We start from the raw sequence: 17,867 nt of genomic DNA, 5'->3' as shown, positions 1-17,867 counted from the left end.
CCGTGCTGGTGGTCAACCGTTTCCGCGTGCCCGAGGGCGACGACCGCTTCCGCGCGGACCTGCAGCGGGCGCACGAGACGCTCGCCGCGCGCCCGGGGTACGTCGCCGGGCGGATCGGCCGCAACGTCGACGACCCGACCCTGTGGGTGCTCACCACGACCTGGCGCGACGTCGGGTCCTACCGCCGCGCACTGTCGTCCTACGAGGTGAAGCTGGACGCGGTGCCGGTGCTGAGCCGGGCCCTCGACGAGCCCAGTGCCTACGAGTCCGTCGACCCGGGGACCGTGCTCAACGCCGGGGTGCCCCGCTCGCTAGGCTGACCGCTCGCTCATCCGAGTTCCGCCTGCAGTCCGCTCGAAAGGTTCATCGTGGCCAAGCCGCCCGCAACCACCGTCGACCACGTCGTCTCCCTCGCCAAGCGGCGGGGCTTCGTCTACCCGTGCGGCGAGATCTACGGCGGTACGCGCTCCGCGTGGGACTACGGCCCGCTCGGCGTGGAGCTGAAGGAGAACATCAAGCGCCAGTGGTGGAAGTCCATGGTCACCATGCGCGAGGACGTCGTGGGCCTGGACTCCAGCATCATCCTGCCGCGCCAGGTCTGGGAGGCCAGCGGCCACGTCGACACCTTCAACGACCCGCTGACCGAGTGCCAGTCGTGCCACAAGCGGTTCCGCGCCGACCACCTCCAAGAGGCCTACGCGGAGAAGAAGGGCATCGAGGACCCCGACACCGTCGACCTCGCCGAGGTCGCCTGCAGCAACTGCGGCACCCGCGGCGCGTGGACCGAGCCCCGGCAGTTCTCCGGCATGCTCAAGACCCACCTCGGCGTCACCGAGGACGAGACCGGGCTGCACTACCTGCGCCCGGAGACCGCCCAGGGCATCTTCGTGAACTTCGCGAACGTCGTCACCTCGAGCCGCCAGAAGCCGCCCTTCGGCATCGCCCAGATCGGCAAGAGCTTCCGCAACGAGATCACGCCGGGCAACTTCATCTTCCGCACCCGCGAGTTCGAGCAGATGGAGATGGAGTTCTTCGTCAAGCCCGGCGAGGACGAGGAGTGGCACCAGTACTGGATCGACCAGCGCACCCAGTGGTACACCGACCTCGGCATCGACCCGGCCAACCTGCGGCACTTCGAGCACGCGCAGGAGAAGCTCAGCCACTACTCCAAGCGCACCGTCGACATCGAGTACCGCTTCGGCTTCACCGGCTCGGAGTGGGGTGAGCTCGAGGGCATCGCGAACCGCACCGACTTCGACCTCTCCACCCACGCCAAGCACTCCGGCCAGGACCTGTCGTACTTCGACCAGGCCAACAACGAGCGCTACACGCCGTACGTCATCGAGCCGGCAGCGGGCCTCTCGCGCAGCCTGATGACCTTCCTGGTCGACGCCTACACCGAGGACGAGGCGCCCAACACCAAGGGCGGCGTCGACAAGCGGACCGTGCTGCGCCTCGACCCGCGCCTCGCGCCGGTCAAGGTCGCGGTGCTGCCGCTGAGCCGCAACGCCGACCTCTCGCCCAAGGCCAAGGACCTCGCCATGGAGCTGCGCAGCGCCGGCTGGAACGTCGACTTCGACGACTCCGGCGCGATCGGTCGCCGCTACCGCCGCCAGGACGAGATCGGCACGCCGTACTGCGTCACGGTGGACTTCGACACCCTCGAGGACCAGGCGATCACCGTGCGGTCGCGCGACACCATGGAGCAGGAGCGCGTCTCCCTCGACCAGGTGACGTCGTGGTTCGCGCAGCGATTCGTCGGGTGCTGACCGGACGGCCCGTGCACAATCGAGGGATGCGCTCCACCCGAACCGCTCTCGCGGGCCTGCTCGCCGCGGGCCTGCTGCTGACCGCCTGCTCCGACGACTCCGAGGGCTCGGCCGATCCCGGCTCCGGGGACAGCTCCTCGCCGGCCGGCGAGGCGGGGTCCGCGTCGGCCAGCGCGACGCCGTACCTCCCCGTCCCCGACGGCGTCGAGCTGACCCCCCAGGGGACCGAGCTGTCGGTCGGCGACGAGGCCGTCGTGGCCTACGAGCCGCGGCAGGGCCAGGTGGGCGTGCTCGGGATCCGGGTCGACCGGCTGGAGCGGACGACGTTCAAGGAGTCCTTCAGCGGTTGGCAGCTCGACGCCGCCACGAAGAAGTCCAACCCCTACTTCGTCCGCGCCACCCTCACCAACGAGGGGGACACCAAGCTGGGCGGCCGCCCCGTCCCGCTCTACATCGTCGACGGGAAGAACACGCTGATCGAGGCCTCCTCGTTCGCCAGCCGCTTCGCGCCGTGCCCGAGCGGGCCGCTGCCGAAGAAGTTCGGCCCGGGCGCGAAGACCGACGTCTGCCTCGTCTACCTGGCGCCGGACAAGGGCGACCTGACCGCGGTGAGCTTCCGTCCGACCCAGGAGTTCAACCCGATCACCTGGACCGGTGACCTGGAGAAGGTCGGCGGCGACAAGGGCGGCAAGGGCGACAAGGGCGACAAGGGCGGCAAGAAGGGCGGCAAGACCGGCGGCAAGACCGGCGGCGCGAGCCGCTGAACCCACCGCGGGTGGGGCCTCGCGGCGGGAGGCACGTCGCGCACACGGGTGAGCGATTTTGGCCGCTCCGGGGCCCCGCCGGACAATGGACGACATGGTCCTGCCCTCCTCGTTGACCCTCGGGTCCGTGCGCGTCGACGTGCCCGTCGTGCTCGCGCCGATGGCGGGCATCACGAACGCGGCCTACCGCCGGCTGTGCGCCGAGCAGGGCGCCGGGCTCTACGTCTGCGAGATGATCACCAGCCGTGGCCTGGTCGAGGGCGACCAGCACACCCGCGACATGCTGGTCTTCGACGAGCTCGAGACCACCCGGTCGGTCCAGCTCTACGGCACCGACCCGGTCTACGTCGGGAAGGCCGCGGAGATCCTCTGCGCCGAGTACGGCGTCGCCCACATCGACCTGAACTTCGGCTGCCCGGTCCCCAAGGTGACCCGCAAGGGCGGCGGCGGCGCGCTGCCGTGGAAGCGCGCGCTGCTCGGCCGGATCCTCGAGCACGCCGTGGCCGCGGCCGCGCCGTACGACGTGCCGGTGACGATGAAGACCCGCAAGGGCATCGACGAGGACCACCTCACCTACCTCGATGCCGGCCGGATCGCCCAGGAGTCCGGTGCCGCGGCCATCGCGCTGCACGGGCGGACCGTCGCCCAGGCCTACTCGGGCGAGGCCGACTGGGACGCGATCGGGGAGCTGGCCGCGGCCGTCGACATCCCGGTGCTGGGCAACGGCGACATCTGGGAGGCCGCCGACGCGGTGCGCATGGTCGAGCAGACCGGCGCGGCCGGTGTGGTCGTCGGCCGCGGCTGCCTGGGCCGCCCGTGGCTGTTCCGCGACCTCGCGGCGGCGTTCGGCGGGCAGGAGGTCAAGACCCTGCCGACGCTGGGCGAGGTGACCGCCATGATGCGCCGCCACGCCGAGCTCCTGTGCCAGCACATGGGTCAGGAGCGGGGCTGCAAGGAGTTCCGCAAGCACGTCTCGTGGTACCTCAAGGGCTTCAGCGCCGGTGGGGAGATGCGTCGCTCGCTCGGGCTGGTCGACAGCCTCGCGGGGCTCGACGCGCTGCTGGCTGGCCTCGACCCGGACGAGCCCTTCCCGACCTCCGAGCTCGGCACCCCGCGAGGACGCCAGGGCTCGCCGCGCGCGAGGGTCGCGCTGCCCGAGGGCTGGCTCGACGACACCGACGGCCTGGGCTGCGTGCTCGCCGAGGACGCCGACAGCGCCACCGGCGGGTGAGCCGACACACAGCGGAATTTGCCGTTCAACTTTCACACAGGACGGCGGGTCTGTGTCACGGTAGGTGACCGTGCCGGTCCAGCGACGAGCTGACCGGCCGTCCCATGTACGCAACAGCAAAGGATTCAGCGCTGTGGCAGACCACCGCCACAAGCGGGACACCGATGCCCGCCGCAAGCCCCGGGCCGCCGTCATCGCCGGCCCGATCGCCCTCCTCGCCACCGCAGCCGCCGTCACCCTCGGCGTCGTCGGCACCCCCGCGGGCACCGAGCTGGTGACCGCCGACGCCGAGCAGGCGTCCGTGCCCGGCCCCTCGATGGAGTTCGAGCGCCAGCCGGTCGTCTCCCGGGCCTCGGACCGCATCGAGCGCAAGCCCACCCGGGCCGAGCTCGTCACCGCGCCCGCGAAGGTGCGCCGGGCCGTCGCGAACGCCGACACCAAGATGTGGACCACCACGGTGCTGAACCTGTGGGACCAGCCGGGGGAGAAGGCCGCCAAGGTCGGCCAGCTCGACGAGCTGGAGAAGGTGCTGGTCACCGGGCGCTCGCTCTTCGGCCGCGAGGAGGTCGTCGTCGACGGCACCGCGCGCTGGATCAGCACGGGCTACCTGGTCGCCGAGAAGCCCGAGACCGAGACCGAGGTCGAGGAGGGTACGGCGACCGCGCGGCAGCTGGGCGGTGCCTGCACCAACGGGTCGTCGGTCTCCTCCGGCGTCAGCCCGAACGTCGTCAAGGTGCACGAGGCGGTCTGCGCGGCGTTCCCCGAGATCTCGACCTACGGCACGTTCCGCGGGGACGGCGAGCACGCCCAGGGCATCGCCGTCGACATCATGGTGAGCGGTGACCGCGGCTGGGAGGTCGCGGAGTTCGTCCGCGCCAACTACGCCGAGCTCGGCGTCTCCTACCTCATCTACGCCCAGAAGATCTGGTCGGTGGAGCGCGCCGGCGAGGGCTGGCGTGCGATGGAGGACCGCGGCTCGACCACGGCCAACCACTACGACCACGTCCACGTCACGACGTACTGACCCCTCGGGTCCCTCCTCGTCGCCGTCGTGTCGGGGGCGCGCCCTAGGCTCGCCCCCGACATGACCACCGAGGAGCTGTACGACGACGCCGCCCGCGAGCGGCTCGTCCCGGAGCCGCCCAAGCGGGTCGACGCCCCCGAGCGGACCGCCTTCGAGCGCGACCGGGCGCGGCTGGTCCACGCCGCGGCCTCCCGGCGGCTCGCCGCGAAGACCCAGGTGGTGGGGCCGCAGACCGACGACTTCGTCCGGAACCGGCTCACCCACAGCCTCGAGGTGGCCCAGGTGGCCCGCGACCTCTCGCGCGCCCTCGGCAGCCAGCCCGACATCGCCGAGACCGCGGCCCTGGCCCACGACCTCGGCCACCCGCCGTTCGGCCACAACGGCGAACGGGTGCTGGCCGAGCTCAGCGGGTCGTGCGGCGGGTTCGAGGGCAACGCCCAGACCCTGCGGCTGCTGACCCGGCTGGAGGCCAAGACCTTCGACGCCGACGGGCGCTCCGTCGGGCTGAACCTCACCCGCGCCACGCTCGACGCCTGCACGAAGTACCCCTGGGCGCGGGCCCGGGCGGAGTCGCCCCGCGGCGTGCACGCCGACGGCTCCCCGCGCGAGGTCAGCAAGTTCGGGGTCTACGACGACGACCGCCCGGTCTTCGACTGGATGCGGCTCGGCGCCGTGGGCGACCGCCAGTGCCTGGAGGCACAGGTGATGGACCTCGCCGACGACGTCGCCTACTCCGTGCACGACATCGAGGACGGCATCGTCGCCGGGCGCGTCGACCTCACCGCCCTCGACACCGCCGCGGTCTGGGAGACCGTCCGAGACTGGTACGTCCCCGACGCCACCGACGAGGTGCTCGACGAGGTGCTCGCCGGCCTGCGGACCCAGGGGTCCTGGCCGGTCACGCCGTACGACGGCAGCCGCCGCGGCCTCGCGGCGCTGAAGAACCTCACCAGCGACCTGATCGGCAGGTTCTGCGGGGCCGTGCAGCACGCGACGTACGCCGCGGGGGAGGGGCCGTTCGTGCGCTACCGCGCGGACCTGGTGGTCCCGCCGCGGACGCTGCTGGAGATCGCGGTGCTCAAGGGCGTGGCCGCGCGGTACGTCATGCAGGCCGAGGACCGGGTCGCGGTGATGGAGCGGCAGCGCGAGCTGCTCGCCGAGCTGGTGGCGGCGCTGGTCCACCGCGGTCCGGACGCGCTGCAGCGCCCGCTCGCCGACGACTGGCGCGAGGCGGCCGACGACGCAGCGCGGTTGCGCGTGGTCGTCGACCAGGTCGCGTCCCTGACCGACGCGAGCGCGATCGAGTGGCACGCGCGGCTGTGCCGCTGACCGGCCTTGAAAGCCGACCGGTAAGGTCGAGTTTCATGAGCGACCGACTCGTCTGGCTGCCGTTCGACCCCGCCGAGCTCGGCGACCCGCCCGAGGGGCTGCGCTACGAGGTCGTCGACCCGACGCAGGACGTGCCGGACTCGGTCGAGGACGTGCGCTTCTACGTGCCGCCGTACCAGATGGGGCCGGCGATCGGCGACGTCCTGCCGCGGATGCGGAGCCTCGAGGTCGTCCAGCTGCTCTCGGCGGGTGTCGACAACGTCCGCTCGCGCGTGCCGGAGGGCGTCGCGCTCTGCAACGGCCGCGGCATCCACGACACCTCCACCGCCGAGCTCACCCTCGCGCTCGTCCTCGCCTCGCTGCGGGGGATCCCCGACTTCGTCCGGGCCCAGGACCGGCACGAGTGGACGCCCGGGTGGCGCCCCGCGCTCGCCGACCGCCGCGTCCTGCTGGTCGGGCACGGCGCGATCGGCGAGGCCATCGAGAGGCGGCTGCTGCCGTTCGAGGTCGACGTCGTCCGCGTCGCCCGCACCGCGCGCGAGGGCGTGCACCCGATCGAGGACCTGCCCGCGCTGCTCCCCGACGCGGACGTCGTCATCCTCGTCGTGCCGCTGACCGACGCGACGCGGGGGCTGGTCGACGCCGACTTCCTCGGCCGGATGAAGGACGGCGCCCTCCTGGTCAACGTCGCCCGCGGGGGCGTCGTCGTCACCGACGACCTGGTCGCCGCGCTGCACTCCGGGCGCATCCGCGCGGCGGTCGACGTGGCCGAGACCGAGCCGCTCCCGGCCGACAGCCCGCTGTGGGACGCACCCGGCCTGCTCGTCAGCCCGCACGTCGGCGGCGCCAGCAGCGCGATGTGGCCGCGGGCGCACCGGCTGGTCCGCGACCAGCTGCACCGGTACGCCGCGGGGGAGCCCCTCCACAACCTGATGACCGGCGAGTACTGATCCCCGTCGGCCACCTAGGATCGGCCCCGTGGCAGGCCTGATCCGCGAGGAGAGCATCGCCGAGGTGCGCGAGAAGGCGCGCATCGACGAGGTGGTGGGCGAGCACGTCTCCCTGCGCAACGCCGGCGGCGGGTCGATGAAGGGCCTGTGCCCCTTCCACGACGAGAAGTCGCCGTCCTTCCACGTCACCCCGTCGCGAGGGTTCTTCCACTGCTTCGGCTGCCAGGCCGGCGGCGACGTCATCAAGTTCGTCATGGACATCGACGCGCTGTCCTTCGCCGAGGCGGTCGAGCGGCTGGCCGACAAGTACGGCGTGCAGCTGCGCCGCGAGGAGGGCGACGTCCGGGAGGACCGCCCCCGCGGACCGCAGCGCAACCGGCTGATCGAGGCCCACCGCGTCGCCCAGCAGTTCTACGCCGAGCAGCTCGCCACGCCCGACGCGCTCGTGGCGCGGCAGTTCCTCGGCGAGCGCGGGTTCGACCAGTCGGCCGCCGAGACGTTCGGCGTCGGGTTCGCCCCGCGTGACGGCGACGCGCTCTTCAAGCACCTGCGCCAGAAGGCCTTCTCCGAGGAGGAGCTGGTCGCCGGCGGCCTCGTGGCGGTCGGCCGCTCGGCGTACGACCGGTTCCGCGGCCGGCTGCTCTGGCCCATCCGCGACGCCAGCGGCGACACGATCGGCTTCGGCGCGCGCCGGATCTTCGACGACGACCGGATCGACGCGAAGTACCTCAACACCTCCGAGACCCCGATCTACAAGAAGAGCCAGGTGCTCTACGGCATCGACCTGGCGCGCAAGGACATGGCGCGGTCCTCCCAGGCGGTCGTGGTCGAGGGCTACACCGACGTGATGGCCTGCCACCTCGCCGGGGTCACCACCGCGGTGGCGACGTGCGGGACGGCGTTCGGCGACGAGCACGCGCGGGTGCTGCGCCGCTTCATGCACGACCACGAGGAGTTCCGCGGCGAGGTGATCTTCGCCTTCGACGGCGACGCCGCCGGCCAGAAGGCGGCGCTGAGGACCTTCGGCGGGGACCAGAACTTCGTGTCCCAGACCTACGTCGCGGTCGAGCCCGACGGCCTGGACCCCTGCGACCTGCGGATCAAGCAGGGCGACGCCGCGGTCCGCGAGCTGGTCGCCCGACGGGTGCCGCTCTACCGGTTCGTGCTGTCCAACGTGGTCGGCAAGTACGACCTGGACCGCGCCGACAGCCGCGTCGACGCACTGCGCGAGGGTGCCCGCCTGGTCTCCAGCATCCGCGACCGCTCGAAGGTCGACGCCTTCGCCCGCGAGCTGGCCGGCATGGTGGGCATCGACATCGAGCAGGCCCGCGCCGAGGTGCGCCGCGCGACCAACCGCGGGCCAGCGAAGCCCGACCAGCGCGGCGGCCGGCGGGCGGAGCCGCAGCCCGAGCAGCCGGCCGAGCGGGCTCCCCGCACGCCGGTCCCGGACCTGCGCGACCCGCGCTTCGCGCTCGAGCGGGAGACCCTCAAGCTGGTCATCCAGCACCCGATGGCGATCGGCCGGACGACCTCCGACATCGGCCCCGACGACTTCACCCACCCGGTCTACCGCGCCGTGTGGGGGCTCGTCGCCGCCGCGGGCGGGCCGGTCGCCGGCTCCGGGGACGCGCAGTGGGCCGGCCGGCTGCGCGACGCGGCCACCGATCCGCTCGTCTCCTCCACGATCAGCGCCCTGGGTGTCGAGCCGATCCTCTCCGCGAAGGAGCCGGACGCGGCGTACGTCTCCATGCACGTCTTCCGCCTCCTCGAGCTGACCGCGATGCGCCGGATCGCCGACGTGAAGTCCAAGCTGCAGCGCACCAACCCGGTGGAGAACGCCGCCGAGTACAACCGGATGTTCGGCGAGCTGGCCGCGCTCGAGCAGCACCGCCGCACGCTGCGCGAGCGGGCGGTCGGGAGCACCACGTGAGGCTGCGGCCCCGCCGGGCGCCCCGGCCCGACCTCGCCGTACGACGCGGGGAACGCCTGCTGGCCTGGACCGACACCTCCGTGGGGCCGGTCGGGGGCACCCGCGAGGCGCTGTACCTGCCCGACCGCCGGGTCCCGTGGGAGCACGTCGAGTCGGCCCACTGGGACCGCGACACCTCCGAGCTCGTCGTCCGCGAGGTCGGCAGCTGGGGCGAGCCGCGACCGGTGCACCGGGCGCTCGTCGACGAGCCCGGGCGGCTGCTCGAGCTCGTCCGCGAACGGGTGACCGCGAGCGTCGTGCTCCAGCGGCACGTGCCCGTCCTCGGGGAGCGCGGGCTGCGCGTCGTGGCGCGCCGCGGGTCCTCGGGCGCCCGCGCGCTGACCTGGACCTACGACCTCGACGACGGGCTCGACCCCGACGACCCCGCGGTCCGCGCGGCCGCCGAGCGCGGGCTCGCAGCAGCCCGCGCCGAGGTCGAGCCGGGCTGAGTCACGCCGGACCCCCGAATTTCTCCGCGCCGCGGAGCCTTGCTAATGTGTGCGCGCTGCACCGATCCCCTGTAGCTCAACTGGCAGAGCATTCGGCTGTTAACCGGAGGGTTGTTGGTTCGAGTCCAACCGGGGGAGCAGAGATCGAGGGTCCGGCACCACGTGCCGGGCCCTCGCTGCGTCTCGGCACCTGGTTGCGGGCGGCTGGGCGGTTCGGTTGGATGGGTCGCCATCGGCGCAGCCACGTGGCCGGACTGACCGCGACCCCCTGGCGGCCAGCACATCTGCGTGACGGCCGGTCCCTCCTCGGCGCGGACTCAGCAGAGGGTCGGTCGAGGAGGCGTACCGCGGGCAGCCGGCGCGGCGACAGTCGTCGGCCCCCTGGACCTGCCTGCGGCCAGCGGTCCACGTCCGGGTAGGGCGTGTGGGGCTCGAACCCACGACCCAGGGATTATGAGTCCCTTGCTCTGACCGACTGAGCTAACGCCCCGCGAGCCCGGGAGCCTAGCCGGGCGCCGACGCGGCGGAGGCCGCGGGTGCCCGCCTCACCCGTCGCCCTCGTCCCCCTCGACGTCGTCGGCCTCGACGTAGTCCTGCCGCACCTGCTCCAACCAGCGCGACGCCGGCTGCCCGGTGACCGCCACGAGGTAGTCGACGAGGTGCATCGCGATGTTCGCCAGGTCGAGGATGGCCATCTCGCTGGCGGTGCTGGCGCCGAACGCCGACTCGAGCTCGGCCCAGCCCTGCTGGTAGACCTGCTCGAAGTCCGTTGGCAGCCACTCGCCGGAGGGGGTGTTGACCCGCATGGTCAGCAGGGACATCGCCCAGTTGGTGATCGCGTCGAAGTCCGGCTCGCCACTCATGGGACAACAGTGCCCGGTGGGTGGCAGCAGTCGACCCGCCCCCCGTGGGGACCGAGGGCGGGCCGACCTGCGCCGCGCTGGACGGGCCGGCCCCTGCAGGGACCGGAGCCGCCGTCGTCCAGGTGGTGCACCACCACCTGTCCCGACGGCCCTCCCGCGTTACACGCGCGGTGGAACCGGTCAGTCGAGCTTCATCAGCGCGCCGGGACCGAAGACCGGCCCGGTCAAGTAGATGTCGCCGTCCTTGGCGACGTCGACGCCGCCGGGCAGCGTGAGCTCGCCCGGGACGAGCTCACGGACGTGGGAGTGGTGCCGGTGCGGGGTGATGCGGAACAGTCCGCCGACCTCGGCGCCCGGCGTCCCGGACTCGGCCTGCAGCCACCCGGCCTTCGACAGGCTCACGGCGTAGATCGCACCCCGGCGGTCGGCGGCGAGGTCCATGATCGAGGTGAGGCCGTCGGCGTAGCGCGTGCAGCTGCTGCGGTGCTTCACCGGGTGCTTCGCCGCGCGGTAGTGGCGCCGGTCGTACGCCGCGGGGTCGCACACCGCACCCAGCGAGCCCGGCTTGATGCGCCACACCTGCGAGGTGCCCGGCGTCGCGGGGAAGCCGCGCAGCTCGCCGACGTACCAGTAGCCGTCGGCACCCACGGTGACCGAGGTCGGGACGGACTCCGCCGGCGTGGTCGGCGCCTCCGGCTCCGGCTCGGGCGCGCCCCGGTCCATGCGGCGCAGCGGGCCGGCAGGAGGCTCCGGCAGGTCGTCGGGAACGGCGACCACGCGCGGCTTGAACACCGCGACGGTCTTCACCGTTCCGTCGGGCCAGACCCGCAGGAGGTCGTTGCCGCCCGCGTCGACGACGAGCACGGTCCCGTCCTTGAGGGCGTGCAGGCCGAACGGGTTCGTGTCGGTCGGGACGCCCTCGAGGTCGTAGGGGTCCCCGTCGCCCTCCTGGTGCCCGCCGATGTCCGCGAGCGGCTCGAGCGTGCCGCCGGACCACACGTAGAGCGTCGCGGCGCCGGGCGGCAGGCCTTCGGCGGCGCCACCGCCCCCGGTGAGGAAGTAGACCTTGCCGCGGGCGGCGGAGATGGCCTGGGCGAACCCGGCGGCCGCCGGGAGGCCGCCCAGCTCGCGCACCACGGCAGTCCCGTCGCGGCGCTCGACGACGAGGCTGAAGGTGCCGTCGTCCTCGGTGACGAGGGTCAGTCCACGGCCGACCGAGTCGACGCCGCGGGGCCCGCTGAGGGCGGTGATGGTGGTGAGGTCGTCGGGTTCGTGGCGGGGATGGGCGTCGGCGGGCACGAGGGCGGCGGCGGCGAGGGCGGCGCTGGCGGTGCTGGCGACCAGCGCCGAGAGCAGCACGGTCCGTGGACGGGTCATGGGGAACCTCCTCCTGTGGCGGGGTGGGTGGGGGTGCGGGGGAGCGCACCATCCACCACCCAAGTCCGCTGCCCGGCGCAGGCGCATCTCCCACATGGGGGAAGTCTGGGCGCGGCCCCGGGCTCAGCGGGGCGTGGTCGTGCGGGGCTGCGCTCGCGCGACGTCGCGCGCACCGCGGCGGTGCACCAGCCACCCGACGACCACCAGCAGGGCGCCGGCGGCGAGGAAGCCGAGGTCCCAGGACAGGGGGGCCCCGAGGTCGTCCCGGACGTGGTGCACCCCGAGGAGCTGGTGGTCGACGAGCCCCTCGACGACGTTGAACAGCCCCCAGCCGGCCAGGACGAGCCCGAGGTGGAAGGACCAGGTGGGCGCGAGCCGCCCCTGCTGCCACGCCCGGACGGTCAGCACGGACGCGGCCACGACGCAGAGCCACGCCAGCACGTGGAACAGCCCGTCGGCGAACGTGTTGGCCTCCAGGCCGGCCACGGTCGTGGTGGGGGTGTCGTCGACGTGGCTGACCATGTGGTGCCACTGCAGCAGCTGGTGCAGGACGATGCCGTCGACGAAGCCGCCGAGCCCGATGCCGTACAGCAGCCCGGCCGCTCTCGTGGGACGGCGGTCGGCGGGTGTCTCGGAGGTGGCCATGGCGGCGCGGTACCCACGCCGGTCCTAGGACCTCTACCCGCTCGAGAATCGTCCGTTCGGACGATGCCGTGCGGACCACCGCCGACTAGTTTCTGCTTCGCCGGGCCGTGGGCACACCCCCCAGGTCCACGGCCCGGCTCTGACCACCGCGTCCCAGGACGCCGGCGGGAGCCGCGCGGTTTGTGCACGTCGGCCGACGGGAACCCGGGCCGCATGAGCATCCCCGCGAACGCCGGTCCCACCGCGGCGTCACTCGAGTTCGTCGGCACGGCGACGACGATCCTCCGGTTGGGTCCGTTCACCCTGCTGACCGACCCGAACTTCCTGCACCGGGGGCAGCGGGCCTACCTCGGCAAAGGGTTGTTCTCCAAGCGGCTCACCGAGCCGTCGCGGCAGCCCGCCGACCTGCCGAGGCTCGACGGGGTGGTGCTCAGCCACCTGCACGGTGACCACTTCGACCGCATCGCGCGCGAGCAGCTGGACCGTCAGCTGCTCGTCGCGACGACGCCGGCCTCGAGCCGGAAGCTCGGTCAGTGGGGCTTCCTCGGCGCGCACGGGATGCGCACCTGGGAGGACCTCTCGCTGACCAGCGGCGACAGCCGGCTGCGCATCGTCGCCGCGCCCGGGCAGCACGGTCCGGGGCCGGCCAAGCACGTGATGCCGCCGGTGATGGGCAGCGTCCTGGAGCTGGAGGAGCCGGGTCGGCCGGTCTTCCGGGTCTACATCAGCGGCGACACGTTGTTCCGGCCCTACCTGCGTGACGTCGTCGAGCGCACCGGGCCGCTCGACGCGGCGGTGGTGCACCTGGGCGGCACGCGTGCCTTCGGCGTCCTGGTGACCATGGACGACCGGCAGGGCGCCGACCTGGTGGAGCTCCTCGAGCCGGCCGTGACGGTGCCGGTGCACTTCGACGACTACACGGTCTTCCGGTCCGACCGCGCCGAGTTCCTGGCGCGTTGCCGCGAGCGCGGCCTGCCGACCCACCTGCGCACCGTCGAGCGGGGTGGGCGGGTCGAGCTCATCTGAGCCGACCCCGCGGGGGAGGGCGGAGGCGTCAGCCGTCCGTGCCGCGCCCGGTCGCCTGCTGGAGGCGGTCGATGTGCTCGGAGGCCTCGGCCTTGGTCAGGTCGGCCGGGATCGTCTCGCCGGCCTGGCGGGCCAGCGTGTCGAGGTAGCTGCGCTGGGCGCCGGTCATCGGCTCGTCGCCGGTGACCCAGTCCTCGGGGTCCTTCTGGGCGTTGGTGGGGGCGTCCTGACCGTCGGAGTTCTCGGCGCCGAGGACGTCGCCGTCGGCCGAGGGGTTCATCGCGGCGTTCGCATCTGTGTTCGAATCACTCATGTCCGCCCCGTACCCGACGCACCGGCCGGCAAACCCGTCCCTGGGGCGGGATCAGTAGCCGCGCTCGATGCCCCAGGCGACGGCCTGCGAGCGCCGGGCGACGCCGATCTTGTGGTAGATCTGGCGGATGTAGGTCTTTACCGAGTTGACCGAGACGTAGAGCTCGGCCGCGATCTCCAGGTTGCTCCGGCCCCGGCAGATCAAGGAGAGCACCTCGGCCTCGCGGCCGCTGAGGGAGTCGCTGGTCGGCATGGTGGCGGCCGGTGCCTGGACGACGTCCCCGTCGTGCACGAGCTCGACCACGCGGACCAGCTCGTCGGAGTCCACGGACTTCGACACGAAGCCCTGTGCGCCCGCCGACACGGCTCGCCGCACGCTGCCCGGGTCCAGCCGCCAGGTGTAGACCACGATGCGGCCGCGGCTGCGGCCGGCGACCTCGGACAGGTACGCCTCGATGTCGACGCCCCGGCCCACGGGGTCGCAGAGGACCACGTCGGCGACCTCGGGCTCCACGTGCGCGACCCGGCCGGGGTGCTGGGCGAGCATGCCCTCCACGCCGGTGGCCACGAGCTCGGACTCGTCCACCAGGCCCACCCGCACCGGCCTGCTGCCGGCTGCCCTCGCGTCGTCCGTCGCGTCGTCCGTCGCGTCGTCTGGAGCGTTCTTCATGATGAGTACGAACCTAAGCCGGACCGAGGGTCGACATGGACCGCAAGAGGTCGCCCGAAGGGGTGAAAAGTGCTGGTCGGAGCGGTTCTCGGTCAGGATCCGGTCGTCCCCGACCGGTACGGCGAGTGCCTCAGCCGGCCGAGGAGTACGCCGCGCGGTACTCCTCCAGCAGCCCCTGGCCGCGCCGTACGGCGGCCGCGAGCGCGTCGACCAGCGGTTCCGCACCCTGGGTGGTCCCCGCGTCGCCGAGGAACTCCAGCTCCCGGGCGGCGGCCCCCACCTCGAGCACGCCGAGGTTGAGGGCGCTCCCCGCCAGCTTGTGCGCGGCCTGCCGCATCGCGTCGGCGTCGTCGTCGGCGACGGTCTCGCGGATCCGGTCGACCGCCGGCCCCGAGTTGGCGAGGAAGTTCCCGATCGCCCGGTCCAGGTAGGCCGTGCTCCCGGGGTCGAGGTCCCGCAGCATGTCCAGGCGCTCGACGTCGAGCCCCTCGACCGGCGTGGACGGTGGCATCTCCATGACTTGCTCCTCCTCGGGTGGTGGGACCGAGCCCGGCCCCACCCACTGTGACAACACGGACCCGAGCGCCGCCGGGTCCACCGGCTTCGTCAGGAAGTCGTCCATCCCGGCCGCCAGGCAACGCTCGCGCTCGCCCTCGACGGCGGCGGCGGTCATGGCGATCACAGGCACGCGGCCGACGCCCCCCGCACCGCCCTCGCGGCGGCGGAGCTCCCGCGTCGCGGCGTACCCGTCCATGCGGGGCATCTGGACGTCCATCAGCACGGCGTCGAAGGACTCCCGCTCCAGCACCTCGAGCGCGGCGACGCCGTCCTCGGCCGTCACCACGTCGTAGCCCATCGACTCCAGCAGCCCCGTCGCCACCATCTGGTTGACCGGGTTGTCCTCGACGACCAGGACGCGCTGTTCGCGCCCGGCCTGCGGCTCGGGGGCGGACGCCACCGGTGCCGCGTCGACCTCGGCCAGCGCCCCGACGAGGACGCCGCGCAGCACGGGTGCGAGCACGGGCTTGGTCAGGCAGCTGGCGATCCCCGCCTCCGCGACCGCGGCGGGGTCGACCTCCGAGAAGGAGGTGAGCATGACCAGGCGCAGCGCGTCGTACGTCGCGTCCCGGCGCACCGCGCGGGCGAGGTCGAGTCCGTCGCGTCCCGGCATCGCCAGGTCCAGGAGGGCCCCGTCGAACGGATCGCCCTCGGCGACCGCCCGCGCGAGCGCGCGCTCGGCGTCGTCGGCGGTCGCGACGCTGACCGGCCGGACGTGCCAGCAGCGCAGCTGCTCCTCGAGGATGAGGCGGTTGTGCGCGTTGTCGTCGACGACCAGGACGCGCTGGCCGGCGAGCCAGGTCCGGGCGTAGGCGTCGCCGGGGTCGGTGGTGGTGCCCGCGGGCCGGTCGAAGGTCGCGGTGAAGGAGAAGGTGCTCCCGCCGGCGGGGTTCGGCTCGAACCAGATCTCGCCGCCGAGCGCGGCCACGATCTCCTTGGAGATCGCCAGGCCCAGCCCGGTGCCGCCGTAGACGCGGGTGGTGGAGGCGTCGGCCTGGGTGAACGGCTCGAAGAGCCCGGCGACCTTGGCCGGGTCGACGCCCATGCCGGTGTCGGTGACGTCCACGCGCAGGGTCGTGCGGCCCTCCGCGGCGGGTGCGCACGTCGCCCGGACGAAGACCTCGCCGGCCTCGGTGAACTTCACGGCGTTCGAGACCAGGTTCGTGAGCACCTGGGACAGGCGCGTCGGGTCCCCGGCGATCACGTCGGGCACGTCGGGGTGGCAGGAGACGATCAGCTCCAGGCCGCGCGAGCGCGCGCCCTCGGCCATGACCGCGGCGACCTGGTCGAAGACCGGCCGCACCTCGAAGTCGACGACCTCCAGCTCCAGCCGGCCGGCCTCGATCTTGGAGAAGTCCAGGATGTCGTTGATGACGTTGAGCAGGGCGCGGCTGGCCACCTGGACCCCGGACGCCAGTCGCAGCTGGTCGGGGGCGAGCCCGGTGCGCAGCAGCAGGTCGTTGAGGCCGATGACGCCGTTGAGCGGGGTCCGGATCTCGTGGCTCATCGTCGCGAGGAACTCCGACTTCTGCCGCGAGGCCTCCATGGCCTGGTCGCGGGCGTCGGCCAGCTCGCGCTCGGCATGCTCGCGCTCGACCACGCGCGCCATCTGGACGGTCACCGCGTCGACCATCTCCTCGATCATGCGGTGGCGGTAGAGGGGCGGGGCCGAGGTGATGGTGACGACCGCGTGCACCTGCCCGGCGTACGACACCGGGGCGGCGATCATCAGCCGTTGGTCGTCCCACACAGGGCGCTGGTCGTGGAACGCCCGCTGGGCCAGGGCCAGCTCGCGGGCCGCGACGTCGGGCGCGCCCGCGTCGGCGAGCCGGTCCTCCTCACTGATGTAGTACGGCGCGACGCCGGTGCCGTCCTCGGCGACCAGGAAACCGCGGCCGCGCTCCCAGTCGTCGTGCAGCAGCACCAGGTCACGGGCCTGGCCGAGCAGATCGTGCAGGGACCGGGCCTCGTTCGCCGCGGACGCCACGGCCTGCATCAGGACGTTCTGGTTGACCTGGTCGACGAGCGCCAGCTCGGTCTGCTTGACCTCGGTGATGTCCTGGTGGGTCCCCGACATGGCGACGGCCCGCCCGTCGGGGTCGCGGTGCACCACCCCCCGGCCTCGCGTCCACACCCAGTCCTTCGCGCCGAGCACGCGGGCGACCCAGAGGAAGGTGTCGGCACCGTCCAGGGCACCGCGCACCTGCTCGTCCACGTGCGCCCGGTCGTCGTCGTGGAGGATCGCGAGGAACTCGTCGTACGACGCCGGGAACCCGCCGGGCTCGAAGCCGTAGAGCTCGTGGATCTCGGCGGAGCCGACGACCCTGTCGTGCACCAGGTCCCAGGACCAGCTGCCGAGCCGGGCGATGCGCTGGGCCTCGGCCAGCCGCCCGCGGCTCTCGACCAGCTCCTCGAGGTCGCGGCGCCGGTCGCTCCAGTCGGTCATCCGGTGCAGGACGCCGGTGACCTCGCCGTCGGGCCCGCGCAGCGGGGACTCGCTGGCCAGGACCCAGGTCGCGGTGCCGTCCGCGCGCTGCAGCCGCACCTCGACCTCGCGCTCGTTGAAGCGCCCCTGCCGCACCTGCTCCAGGTGCGCGGAGAACTGGGCTCTGCCCGGCTCGTCGAGGGTGTCGAAGACGGTGAGCTGCTGAGCACGCTCGCGGGTGACGCCGACCATGCGGGCCAGCGCGGGGTTGGCGTAGAGGATGCGTCCGTCGAGGTCGAAGACCCAGATGCCGTCCGGGGCCGTCTCGACGACGTCGCGGTACAGCGGTCCCAGCTCCATGCCCACCTCCCGCGCTCACCCTAGGGGCTGGCGGAGCGTCGTCGTGACGCCCTAGCTGTACTGACCACGGACGTTAGGTACGGCGTGGTTGCTGGACCATGACGAAGACCTCCGGGTGAGGTGTGAAGCGACCAAGCATTCGCATC

16 protein-coding genes and 2 tRNA genes are annotated in these 17,867 nt (G+C 72.9%); 11 read left to right on the top strand and 7 right to left on the bottom strand.

Annotated features, from left to right (window positions below):
* Positions 1-2 precede the first annotated feature (2 nt).
* The 10 genes from AB0N29_RS15595 (at position 3) to AB0N29_RS15550 (ending at position 9,623) form a co-directional block, all read left to right on the top strand.
* Complete coding sequence (locus AB0N29_RS15595; RefSeq protein WP_364868091.1) at positions 3-320, top strand: antibiotic biosynthesis monooxygenase family protein; 318 nt, start codon at positions 3-5, stop codon at positions 318-320.
* A gap of 48 nt (positions 321-368) precedes the next feature.
* The gene (locus tag AB0N29_RS15590) at positions 369-1,769 is read left to right on the top strand and encodes a glycine--tRNA ligase (protein WP_302267276.1); all 1,401 of its coding nucleotides are present in this window, start codon (positions 369-371) and stop codon (positions 1,767-1,769) included.
* Positions 1,770-1,795: 26 nt separating this feature from the next.
* Positions 1,796-2,533 carry a hypothetical protein gene (locus tag AB0N29_RS15585; protein WP_364868088.1) on the top strand — a complete coding sequence of 246 codons (738 nt, stop codon included), beginning with the start codon at positions 1,796-1,798 and terminating at the stop codon, positions 2,531-2,533.
* Positions 2,534-2,627: 94 nt separating this feature from the next.
* Positions 2,628-3,764 carry a tRNA dihydrouridine synthase DusB gene (dusB, locus tag AB0N29_RS15580; protein ID WP_364868086.1) on the top strand — a complete coding sequence of 379 codons (1,137 nt, stop codon included), beginning with the start codon at positions 2,628-2,630 and terminating at the stop codon, positions 3,762-3,764.
* A 133-nt stretch (positions 3,765-3,897) separates the two neighbouring features.
* Positions 3,898-4,788 (top strand): mucin-2 protein, encoded by an 891-nt coding sequence (locus tag AB0N29_RS15575; protein WP_302267273.1) that lies wholly within the window; start codon positions 3,898-3,900, stop codon positions 4,786-4,788.
* A 60-nt stretch (positions 4,789-4,848) separates the two neighbouring features.
* Entirely contained in the window at positions 4,849-6,117 is a 1,269-nt protein-coding gene (locus tag AB0N29_RS15570; protein ID WP_364868083.1) for a deoxyguanosinetriphosphate triphosphohydrolase, read from the top strand.
* A gap of 35 nt (positions 6,118-6,152) precedes the next feature.
* Positions 6,153-7,067 (top strand): 2-hydroxyacid dehydrogenase, encoded by a 915-nt coding sequence (locus AB0N29_RS15565; protein WP_364868081.1) that lies wholly within the window; start codon positions 6,153-6,155, stop codon positions 7,065-7,067.
* Positions 7,068-7,095: 28 nt separating this feature from the next.
* Positions 7,096-8,997 carry a DNA primase gene (gene dnaG, locus AB0N29_RS15560; protein ID WP_364868079.1) on the top strand — a complete coding sequence of 634 codons (1,902 nt, stop codon included), beginning with the start codon at positions 7,096-7,098 and terminating at the stop codon, positions 8,995-8,997.
* Complete coding sequence (locus AB0N29_RS15555) at positions 8,994-9,485, top strand: hypothetical protein (RefSeq protein ID WP_302267269.1); 492 nt, start codon at positions 8,994-8,996, stop codon at positions 9,483-9,485. Before dnaG ends, AB0N29_RS15555 begins: the two co-directional genes overlap by 4 nt.
* Before the next feature lie 65 nt (positions 9,486-9,550).
* Positions 9,551-9,623, top strand: a tRNA-Asn gene (locus tag AB0N29_RS15550).
* A 278-nt stretch (positions 9,624-9,901) separates the two neighbouring features.
* Here the strand turns inward: AB0N29_RS15550 and AB0N29_RS15545 are convergent.
* The 4 genes from AB0N29_RS15545 to AB0N29_RS15530 form a co-directional block, all read right to left on the bottom strand.
* A tRNA-Ile gene (locus AB0N29_RS15545) sits at positions 9,902-9,975 on the bottom strand.
* A 55-nt stretch (positions 9,976-10,030) separates the two neighbouring features.
* On the bottom strand, positions 10,031-10,348 hold the full coding sequence (locus AB0N29_RS15540) for a hypothetical protein (protein WP_364868077.1): 318 nt from the start codon (positions 10,346-10,348) through the stop codon (positions 10,031-10,033).
* Positions 10,349-10,528: 180 nt separating this feature from the next.
* Entirely contained in the window at positions 10,529-11,725 is a 1,197-nt protein-coding gene (locus tag AB0N29_RS15535; RefSeq protein ID WP_364868075.1) for a ScyD/ScyE family protein, read from the bottom strand.
* A 123-nt stretch (positions 11,726-11,848) separates the two neighbouring features.
* Complete coding sequence (locus tag AB0N29_RS15530; protein ID WP_364868073.1) at positions 11,849-12,370, bottom strand: DUF2243 domain-containing protein; 522 nt, start codon at positions 12,368-12,370, stop codon at positions 11,849-11,851.
* 213 nt (positions 12,371-12,583) lie between these two features.
* On the opposite strand from AB0N29_RS15530, the gene AB0N29_RS15525 reads away from it, so the two are divergent.
* Positions 12,584-13,396 carry an MBL fold metallo-hydrolase gene (locus tag AB0N29_RS15525; RefSeq protein WP_364868071.1) on the top strand — a complete coding sequence of 271 codons (813 nt, stop codon included), beginning with the start codon at positions 12,584-12,586 and terminating at the stop codon, positions 13,394-13,396.
* A 28-nt stretch (positions 13,397-13,424) separates the two neighbouring features.
* Here the strand turns inward: AB0N29_RS15525 and AB0N29_RS15520 are convergent, their stop codons facing one another.
* The 3 genes from AB0N29_RS15520 to AB0N29_RS15510 form a co-directional block, all read right to left on the bottom strand.
* The gene (locus AB0N29_RS15520) at positions 13,425-13,709 is read right to left on the bottom strand and encodes a DUF3072 domain-containing protein (RefSeq protein ID WP_364868069.1); all 285 of its coding nucleotides are present in this window, start codon (positions 13,707-13,709) and stop codon (positions 13,425-13,427) included.
* Between the two features lie 51 nt (positions 13,710-13,760).
* Complete coding sequence (locus AB0N29_RS15515; RefSeq protein WP_364868067.1) at positions 13,761-14,378, bottom strand: response regulator transcription factor; 618 nt, start codon at positions 14,376-14,378, stop codon at positions 13,761-13,763.
* Between the two features lie 130 nt (positions 14,379-14,508).
* Positions 14,509-17,721, bottom strand: a complete 3,213-nt coding sequence (locus tag AB0N29_RS15510) for a response regulator (RefSeq protein WP_364868065.1) — start codon at positions 17,719-17,721, stop codon at positions 14,509-14,511.
* Between the last annotated feature and the right edge of the window lie 146 nt (positions 17,722-17,867).

The sequence above is a fragment of the Nocardioides sp. NPDC092400 genome (assembly GCF_040684155.1).
GTDB lineage: Bacteria > Actinomycetota > Actinomycetes > Propionibacteriales > Nocardioidaceae > Nocardioides.
This window is presented reverse-complemented; position numbering and strand designations above follow the sequence as displayed.

What these genes read in the sequence shown, in the direction of transcription:
- AB0N29_RS15570 (WP_364868083.1), top strand. Translation starts at nt 4,849, where the DNA reads ATGACCACCGAGGAGCTGTACGACGACGCCGCCCGCGAGCGGCTCGTC.
- AB0N29_RS15535 (WP_364868075.1), bottom strand. Translation starts at nt 11,725, where the DNA reads ATGACCCGTCCACGGACCGTGCTGCTCTCGGCGCTGGTCGCCAGCACC.
- dusB (WP_364868086.1), top strand. Translation starts at nt 2,628, where the DNA reads ATGGTCCTGCCCTCCTCGTTGACCCTCGGGTCCGTGCGCGTCGACGTG.
- AB0N29_RS15530 (WP_364868073.1), bottom strand. Translation starts at nt 12,370, where the DNA reads ATGGCCACCTCCGAGACACCCGCCGACCGCCGTCCCACGAGAGCGGCC.
- AB0N29_RS15515 (WP_364868067.1), bottom strand. Translation starts at nt 14,378, where the DNA reads ATGAAGAACGCTCCAGACGACGCGACGGACGACGCGACGGACGACGCG.
- AB0N29_RS15510 (WP_364868065.1), bottom strand. Translation starts at nt 17,721, where the DNA reads ATGGAGCTGGGACCGCTGTACCGCGACGTCGTCGAGACGGCCCCGGAC.
- AB0N29_RS15540 (WP_364868077.1), bottom strand. Translation starts at nt 10,348, where the DNA reads ATGAGTGGCGAGCCGGACTTCGACGCGATCACCAACTGGGCGATGTCC.
- AB0N29_RS15520 (WP_364868069.1), bottom strand. Translation starts at nt 13,709, where the DNA reads ATGAGTGATTCGAACACAGATGCGAACGCCGCGATGAACCCCTCGGCC.
- AB0N29_RS15525 (WP_364868071.1), top strand. Translation starts at nt 12,584, where the DNA reads ATGAGCATCCCCGCGAACGCCGGTCCCACCGCGGCGTCACTCGAGTTC.
- AB0N29_RS15565 (WP_364868081.1), top strand. Translation starts at nt 6,153, where the DNA reads ATGAGCGACCGACTCGTCTGGCTGCCGTTCGACCCCGCCGAGCTCGGC.
- AB0N29_RS15585 (WP_364868088.1), top strand. Translation starts at nt 1,796, where the DNA reads ATGCGCTCCACCCGAACCGCTCTCGCGGGCCTGCTCGCCGCGGGCCTG.